The organism is Kitasatospora sp. NPDC043949 (genome assembly GCF_056435365.1).
Map to the genome: position 1 here is coordinate 103,052 of NZ_JBWKEQ010000027.1, position 7,999 is coordinate 111,050.

7 protein-coding genes are annotated in these 7,999 nt (G+C 71.0%); all 7 read left to right on the forward strand.

Features of this window, described 5'->3' with window-relative positions; translation table 11 throughout:
- Positions 1 to 33 precede the first annotated feature (33 nt).
- The 7 genes from AC07AL_RS22680 (at position 34) to AC07AL_RS22710 (ending at position 7,628) form a co-directional block, all read left to right on the forward strand.
- On the forward strand, positions 34 to 1,176 hold the full coding sequence (locus AC07AL_RS22680; protein WP_363585756.1) for an ABC transporter ATP-binding protein: 1,143 nt from the start codon (positions 34 to 36) through the stop codon (positions 1,174 to 1,176).
- A complete protein-coding gene (locus AC07AL_RS22685; RefSeq protein WP_350882859.1) occupies positions 1,173 to 2,102 on the forward strand; it encodes an ABC transporter permease in 930 nt (309 codons plus the stop codon). Before AC07AL_RS22680 ends, AC07AL_RS22685 begins: the two co-directional genes overlap by 4 nt.
- Entirely contained in the window at positions 2,102 to 2,905 is an 804-nt protein-coding gene (locus AC07AL_RS22690) for an ABC transporter permease (protein WP_363585757.1), read from the forward strand. The genes AC07AL_RS22685 and AC07AL_RS22690 overlap by 1 nt, the downstream gene beginning before the upstream one ends.
- Positions 2,906 to 2,968: 63 nt before the next feature.
- Positions 2,969 to 4,363 carry an NAD(P)/FAD-dependent oxidoreductase gene (locus AC07AL_RS22695; RefSeq protein ID WP_363585758.1) on the forward strand — a complete coding sequence of 465 codons (1,395 nt, stop codon included), beginning with the start codon at positions 2,969 to 2,971 and terminating at the stop codon, positions 4,361 to 4,363.
- 152 nt (positions 4,364 to 4,515) lie between these two features.
- Positions 4,516 to 4,947: a bifunctional DNA primase/polymerase gene (locus tag AC07AL_RS22700; RefSeq protein WP_363585759.1), complete on the forward strand. Its 432-nt coding sequence runs from the start codon at positions 4,516 to 4,518 to the stop codon at positions 4,945 to 4,947.
- Between the two features lie 70 nt (positions 4,948 to 5,017).
- Positions 5,018 to 5,830, forward strand: a complete 813-nt coding sequence (locus tag AC07AL_RS22705) for a nucleotidyl transferase AbiEii/AbiGii toxin family protein (protein WP_363624853.1) — start codon at positions 5,018 to 5,020, stop codon at positions 5,828 to 5,830.
- Positions 5,831 to 6,104: 274 nt separating this feature from the next.
- Positions 6,105 to 7,628, forward strand: coding sequence for a CoA-acylating methylmalonate-semialdehyde dehydrogenase (locus tag AC07AL_RS22710; protein ID WP_350882849.1), 1,524 nt, complete (start codon positions 6,105 to 6,107; stop codon positions 7,626 to 7,628).
- The last annotated feature ends 371 nt before the right edge of the window (positions 7,629 to 7,999 follow it).

The following is a 7,999-nucleotide window of genomic DNA, read 5'->3' on the forward strand; positions in this document are numbered from 1 at the left end:
CCCACTCCCGGCAGAGAACCCAGGAAGACACCCATGACAGACCAGCAGCGCGACGCGGCCGCCGGCGGCGACGTCCGCCTCACCGGCATCGGCAAGACCTACGGCGCCTTCACCGCCGTCCACCCGCTCGACCTCACCGTCCCGCAGGGCTCCTTCTTCGCCCTGCTCGGCGCCTCCGGCTGCGGCAAGACCACCACCCTGCGCATGATCGCGGGCCTGGAGGAGCCCACCAGCGGCACCGTCCTGATCGGCGGCCAGGACGTCACCGCCCTGCCCCCGTACAAGCGGCCGGTGAACACCGTCTTCCAGAGCTACGCGCTCTTCCCGCACCTCGACATCTTCGAGAACGTCGCCTTCGGCCTGCGCCGCCGCGGCCGCAAGGACGTCAAGAAGCAGGTCGAGGAGATGCTGGAGCTGGTCGAACTCGGCCAGTACGCCCGGCGCAAGCCGCACCAGCTCTCCGGCGGCCAGCAGCAGCGCGTCGCCGTCGCCCGCGCCCTGATCAACCACCCCCAGGTGCTGCTCCTCGACGAGCCGCTCGGCGCGCTCGACCTCAAGCTGCGTCGCCAGATGCAGCTGGAGCTCAAGCGGATCCAGACCGAGGTCGGCATCACCTTCGTGCACGTCACCCACGACCAGGAGGAGGCCATGACGATGGCCGACACCATCGCGGTGATGAACGGCGGCCGGGTCGAGCAACTGGGAGCCCCCGCCGAGCTGTACGAGAACCCCGCCACCACCTTCGTGGCCAACTTCCTCGGCCAGTCCAACCTGCTGCCCGCCGAGGTCACCGGCACCGACGGCGGCGACCTGCTGCTCAGCGCGGCCGGCGTCCGCCTCGCCGTGCCCAAGGCGCGCTGCGCCACCGAGGCCAGGCAGGTCCACCTGGGCGTGCGCCCGGAGAAGATCACCATCGCGCACGCCTCCGCCGAGGTCGCCGACGGCCGCAACCGGCTGGCCGGCACCGTCCTCGACTCCAGCTTCATCGGCGTCTCCACCCAGTACGTGGTGCGCACCGACGGCGGCCAGGAGGTCACCGTCTTCGAGCAGAACATGGAGCGCGACGCCCGGATCGTCCCCGGCGCGCCCGTCCTGCTGCACTGGAACCCGGCGCACTCCTTCGCCCTGGACGCCGCGCAGGCGATCGACGCGGGCACCGCGGAGGAGGCCGCATGACCACCACCACCCCGGCCGCCCCGTCACAGGTCATACCGCTCGCGGAACCGGCGCGGAAGCCGAAGCGCAAGCTCACCGCGTACTGGCTGCTGCTGCCCGGCATCGCCTGGCTCGTCGTCTTCTTCGCCGTCCCGATGGTCTACCAGGCGTCCACCTCGCTGCAGACCGGCTCGCTCGAAGCGGGCTTCAAGGTCACCTGGCACCTCGCGACCTACTGGGACGCCCTGGTCGAGTACAAGTGGCACTTCGTCCGCTCGTTCTCCTACGCGGGCATCGCCACCGTGCTCTGCCTGGCCGTCGGCTACCCGCTCGCGTACACGATCGCCTTCAAGGCCAGCAAGCGCTGGCGCAACGTCATCCTGATCCTGGTCATCGCGCCGTTCTTCACCAGCTTCCTGATCCGCACGCTGGCCTGGAAGACCATCCTGTCCGACGGCGGGCCGGTGGTCGGAGTGCTCAACACCCTGCACGTCCTGGACGTCACCAACGCGCTCGGCCTCACCTCCGGCGACCGGGTGCTCGCCACGCCGCTCGCCGTGGTCTGCGGTCTCACCTACAACTTCCTGCCGTTCATGATCCTGCCGCTGTACACCTCGCTGGAGCGGATCGACCCCCGCCTGCACGAGGCGGCCGGCGACCTGTACGCCCGGCCGTTCACCACCTTCCGCAAGGTCACCTTCCCGATCTCGCTGCCCGGGGTGGTCGCCGGCACCCTGCTCACCTTCATCCCGGCCTCCGGCGACTACATCAACGCCCAGCTGCTGGGCTCGCCGAGCGAGCAGATGGTCGGCAACGGCATCCAGAAGCAGTTCCTGAACGTGCTCGACTACCCCACGGCTGCCGCACTGAGCTTCATCCTGATGGCCCTGATCCTGGGCATGGTGACGGTCTACATGCGCAAGGCCGGGACGGAGGAACTGGTCTGATGTCCCGGATTACCAAGTGGATACGCGCCCACCTGGTGGTGCTGGCCGGCCTGCTGGCCCTCGCCTACCTGGTGCTGCCCAACCTGGTCGTGCTCGCCTTCTCGTTCAACAAGCCGGTCGGCAAGTTCAACTACGAGTGGAACGAGTTCTCCACCGACGCCTGGACCAACCCCTGCGGCGTGGCCGACATGTGCCAGTCGCTCTCGCTCAGCCTGCAGATCGCGGTGCTCGCCACCATCGGCGCCACCGTGCTCGGCACCATGGTCGCCTTCGCGCTGGCCCGCTACCGCTTCCGCGGCCGCTCGGCCACCACCGCGATGATCTTCCTGCCGATGGCCATGCCCGAGGTGGTCATGGCCGCCTCGCTCGGGACGCTGTTCCTCAACATGCGCATCCCGTTCGGCTTCACCACCATCCTCATCGCGCACATCATGTTCTGCCTCAGCTTCGTGGTGACGGCCGTCAAGGCCCGCGTGATGAGCATGGACCCGAGGCTCGAACAGGCCGCCCAGGACCTCTACGCGACCCCCACCCAGACCTTCCTGCGGGTCACCCTGCCGCTGGCCTCCCCCGGCATCGCGGCGGGAGCGCTGCTCAGCTTCGCGCTCTCCTTCGACGACTTCATCATCACCCAGTTCAACTCGGGCCCGACCACGGTCACCTTCCCGATGTTCGTCTGGGGCGCGTCGCAGCGCGGCATCCCGGTGCAGGTGAACGTCATCGGCACCGCGATGTTCATCGCCGCCGTCGCGCTGACCGTCGGCGGCCAGTGGCTGGGCAACCGCCGGAAGGCCACCGCCTGACGTACGGTCGGGTGTGGTGGCCGAACAAATCATCGCCTAAGTACAGAAAGTGGCTGATAATGCATGGACTCCGCCCGCGCACTCAGTGACGCCAGGCCCACCCCCTTCTGGCTGGAGGACCCGGGCCGGCCGGCGGCGCTGCCCGCCCTGGTCGGCGACACCACCTGCGACCTGCTGGTCGTCGGCGGCGGCTACTCCGGCCTCTGGACCGCCCTCATCGCCAAGGAACGCGACCCCTCGCTGGACGTCGTGCTGGTCGAGGGCAACGAGGTCGGGTGGGCCGCGTCCGGGCGCAACGGCGGATTCTGCGCGGCCAGCCTCACCCACGGCTTCGGCAACGGCCTGCAACGCTGGCCCGCCGAACTCGCCCAGCTGGAACGCCTCGGTGCCGCCAACCTGGACGGCATCGAGGCCACCCTCAAGCGCTACGGCATCGACGCCGAGTGGGAGCGCACCGGCGAGATCGACGTCGCCACCCAGCCGCACCAGGTCGAGGAACTCCACGAGATCGCCGAGGCCGTCGCCCGGTACGGCTTCGACATCACCGTCCTGGACGCCGACGAGCTGCGCGCCGAGGTCGACTCGCCGACCTTCCTCGGCGGTCTCTGGGACAAGGAGGGCGTGGCGATGGTCCACCCCGCCAAGCTCGCCTGGGGCCTGCGGGACGCCTGCCTCGGCCAGGGCGTGCGGATCTTCGAGCACACCCGGGCCACCGACCTGCGGGAGTACGGCAGCGGCATGGCCGTCCGCACCCCGTACGGACGGGTCTTCGCCCGGCGCGTCGCACTCGGTACCAACGTGTTCCCGTCGCTGGTCAAGAGGGTCCGGCCGTACGTCGTGCCGGTGTACGACTACGCGCTGATGACCGAGCCGCTCAGCGACGAACAGCTCGCCGCGATCGGCTGGCGCGGCCGGCAGGGACTCGGCGACAGCGCCAACAAGTTCCACTACTTCCGGCTCTCCGCCGACAACCGGATCCTGTGGGGCGGCTACGACGCCGTCTACCACTACGGCGGCCACGTCCGGCACGAGTACGACCAGCGGCCGGAGACCTTCCGCACGCTGGCGAACCACTTCTTCCGCTGCTTCCCGCAGCTGGAGGGCCTGCGGTTCACCCACGCCTGGGGCGGCGCCATCGACACCTGCAGCCGGTTCTCGGCGTTCTTCGACACCGCCTACCGGGGCAAGGTCGCGTACGCGGCCGGGTACACCGGGCTCGGCGTCGGCGCGACGCGCTTCGGCGCCGAAGTGATGCTCGACCTGCTGTCCGGCGAGCGCACCGAGCGCACCTCGCTGGACATGGTGCGCAGCAAGCCGCTGCCGTTCCCGCCCGAGCCGGTGCGCTGGGCCGGGATCGAGATCACCACCCGCTCGCTGGAGCGCGCGGACCGCAACGGCGGCCACCGCAACCTCTGGCTGCGCACGCTCGACCGCATGGGGCTCGGCTTCGACAGCTGACCCCGTTGTCCGCGTTATCCGTGTCATCCGTGTTATCCGTGTAAGAGAGACCCGCCGTCCGCCTCTCCTTGGTGACGGCGGGTCTCGGTCTCCCCGCCGCGTCCCGACCGGGACGACCCGACCGGAACCAGCGGCAAGAAGCGGGGACAGACATGGAGAGCACCGGACTGCACTGGCTCGCCCAGGTGGCACCGGACCCGGAGGCCTTCCGGGAGCAATGGGAGCGCACCGGACTGGGGCTGATGCTGCTACCGGCCGGCCGCCGCTGGGACGTCCTCTCCGTCCCCGGACGGCTCGGGCGCCCGGCCCTGGAGATCCTGGACACCGGCTCCTGCGGCCCCGTCCTCACCGACTTCGGGGACGAGCACGTCAGCTTCCTGGTCCCCGTCGGCACCGCCGCCCGCTGGATCGGCACGGGCGTGCGCAGCGCGGGGGAGGGCACCTGGATCGTCGTCCCGCACCCCGAGCGCCGCAGCCGCGGGGTGCGCTGGCTGGTCCCGCCCGACGGCTCCGGACGGCTCAACGACCCGGTGCTGCTGGAACTCGCCCTGCACGAGGCCGCGGCCGGGCTCAGCGGCTGGTGATCCCGCGGTCCGGGCTCCGGCCCCGGCCGGCGGTGGCGCGCGGGGCGGGCGGTCGCGTCAGACTGGAAACGTGACCACCGCCCCGGACGCCGTCGACGCGCCCCTTCGACCGGGCCCGGCCCAGCTGCGCCTCGCCGCACTGGCGGCCCCAGTCTGCGACCGGTACGGGCTCGCCCTGGCCGGCGGGCACGCGCTGCGCGCCCACGGCGTCGCGGCCTGCCCGCAGGACGGCCTCACCCTGGTGACCGGCGGGGCCGACCTGCCGGAGGTGGCCGCCGCGCTGGGCGAGGCCTACCGCGCGGCCGGCGGCGGGGTCGCCGAACGCCCGGGCACGCCGCGACTGGAGCAGCTCACCGTTCGGCTCGCGCTCGGCGGGCGGTCGCACTCGGTGGAGCTGCGGAAGGAGCCGCTGGCCCACCGGCCGGTGCGCTTCGACCTTGCCGCGCCCCCGCCCGGCGAGCCGGCGGTGGTGCTGTCGGCGGTCCCGCCGGTGGCGCCGCCAGTCGTCCTGCCGGTGGTCCTGCCGGTCGTCGCCCTGGAGGACGCCGCCGCGCTCACCACCGCGCTGCTGGTGGACCGTGGCATGCCGCGGGACCTGGTTGATGTGCACGCCCTCACCGACTGCTACCGGGAGGGCGAGCTCCTCGCACTGGCAGGCGAATTGGACGCGGACTTCCAGCCCGCGGCGCTCGCCGACCGGCTGGAGACGCTGGCCGAGGCGGCGGACGGGCGGTTCCGGGCCCGGGGTGTCGCGGCACGAGCGGTCGGCGGGCTGAAGCGGTGGGCGCTCGCCTGGGCCCAGGACCTGCGGCTGGACCTGCTGGAGACCCAGGAGGCGGCCGACGGTCTGCACGACCCGTACCTGGAGGACGAGGAGTCCTGAACGCGGGGTGGCGGCGCTTCGTCCTCGCGCGTTCGTCCTTGCGGGTCCGGCTTCACACGTTCGTGCTCTCTCACGCGTTCGGCCGAGCAACCGGACGACCTGTAAGGCTGAATCCGCGATCCCCGTCAGCCTGTTCGTTGAGGCCTGGCGCGGCGGCCACCAGACTGGAGACGAGCGCGGTAGCCCCGTGAATCCCGTCGCCCGGCCCACTCGCGGGCGGCGCCAGACAGGACCGGCGGCAGGACGCCGCCCGGGACTTCGGAGGCAGACGGACTTGAGCAAGCACATCACTCACTGGATCGGCGGCGAGCCCGTCGCCACCGCCGGCGCGGCGCCCCGCCGCGGTGACATCTTCGACCCGGCCACCGGCCAGGTCGCCGGCCAGGTCGACTTCGCCGGGATCGCCGAGGTCGACCAGGCCGTGGCCGCCGCCGCCTCGGCCTTCGCCGAGTGGCGCACCGCCTCGGTCGCCAAGCGCACCACCGTGCTGTTCGCCTTCCGCGAGCTGCTGAACGCCCGCCGCGACGAGCTGGCCGCGATCATCGTGTCCGAGCACGGCAAGGTCCACTCCGACGCGCTCGGCGAGATCGCCCGCGGCCTGGAGGTCGTCGAGTACGCCTGCGGCATCCCGCAGCTCGTCAAGGGCGGCTTCACCGAGCAGGCGTCCACCGGCGTCGACGTCTACTCGATCCGCCAGCCGCTCGGCCCGGTCGCGATCATCTCGCCGTTCAACTTCCCGGCCATGGTGCCGATGTGGTTCTTCCCGCTCGCGATCGCGGCCGGCAACACCGTCGTCCTGAAGCCCTCGGAGAAGGACCCGTCCGCCGCCAACTTCCTCGCCGGGCTGTGGAAGGAGGCCGGCCTGCCGGACGGCGTCTTCAACGTCGTGCACGGCGACAAGGCCGCCGTGGACCGCCTGCTGGAGCACCCGGACGTCAAGTCCGTCAGCTTCGTCGGCTCCACCCCGATCGCCCGCTACGTCTACGAGACCGGTACGCGCTACGGCAAGCGCGTGCAGGCCCTGGGCGGCGCCAAGAACCACATGCTGGTCCTGCCCGACGCCGACCTCGACCTGGCCGCCGACGCCGCCGTCAATGCGGGCTTCGGCGCGGCCGGCGAGCGCTGCATGGCCGTGTCCGTCCTGGTCGCGGTCGACCCGATCGGCGACGAGCTGGTCGACAAGATCAAGCAGCGGATCGCCACCCTGAAGGTCGGCCCCGGTTGCAACGGCGACTCCGAGATGGGCCCGCTGGTCACCGGCCAGCACCGCGACAAGGTCACCTCCTACGTCGAGTCCGGGGTCGCCGACGGCGCCGAGCTCGCCGTGGACGGCCGCAAGCACCCGGTCACCGCCGAGGACGAGAACGGCGCCCCGACCTCGGATGGCTTCTGGCTCGGCCCCACCCTGTTCGACCACGTGAAGCCGGGCATGTCCGTCTACAACGACGAGATCTTCGGCCCGATCCTCTCCGTCGTGCGCGTCGCCTCCTACGACGAGGGCCTGGCACTGATCAACGCCAACCCGTACGGCAACGGCACCGCCCTCTTCACCAACGACGGCGGCGCGGCCCGGCGCTTCCAGTTCGAGGTGGAGGTCGGCATGGTCGGCATCAACGTGCCGATCCCGGTCCCGGTCGCCTACTACTCCTTCGGCGGCTGGAAGGCCTCCCTGTTCGGCGACGCCCACGCGTACGGTCCGGACGGCGTGCAGTTCTTCACCCGCGGCAAGGCCGTGACCCAGCGCTGGCTGGACCCCTCGCACGGCGGCATCAACCTCGGCTTCCCCACCAACAGCTGATCCCCCGCCCCGCGGTCGTGCCGGCCGGACTCCTCTCCCCGGGGTCCGGCCGGCCCTTTGCACCCCGTTTGCATCCGGTCGCGATCACGCGTAGAGTTCTTCGAGCTGCCTGGCTGGGAGCACCGGACACGCATCTCCGCGCGGACGGTCCCGGGGCAGCCAATCCTTTTGAAACACCATTTCCCGGTTCGGGCCGGGTCGCGTCTTGTCGCGGCTTGGTTCCTATTCGGCGTGTTCGTTTTATTGGATTGCGGTCGATTCGCTTTTCGGAGCGGGGATCGGCTAGAGTTTGAAACGTCGGACGGGGCGTCAAGCCGCAGAAGACACCAGCGAGTTGGATGAACGAAGCGCCGGAAACGGAGCGGAAAACA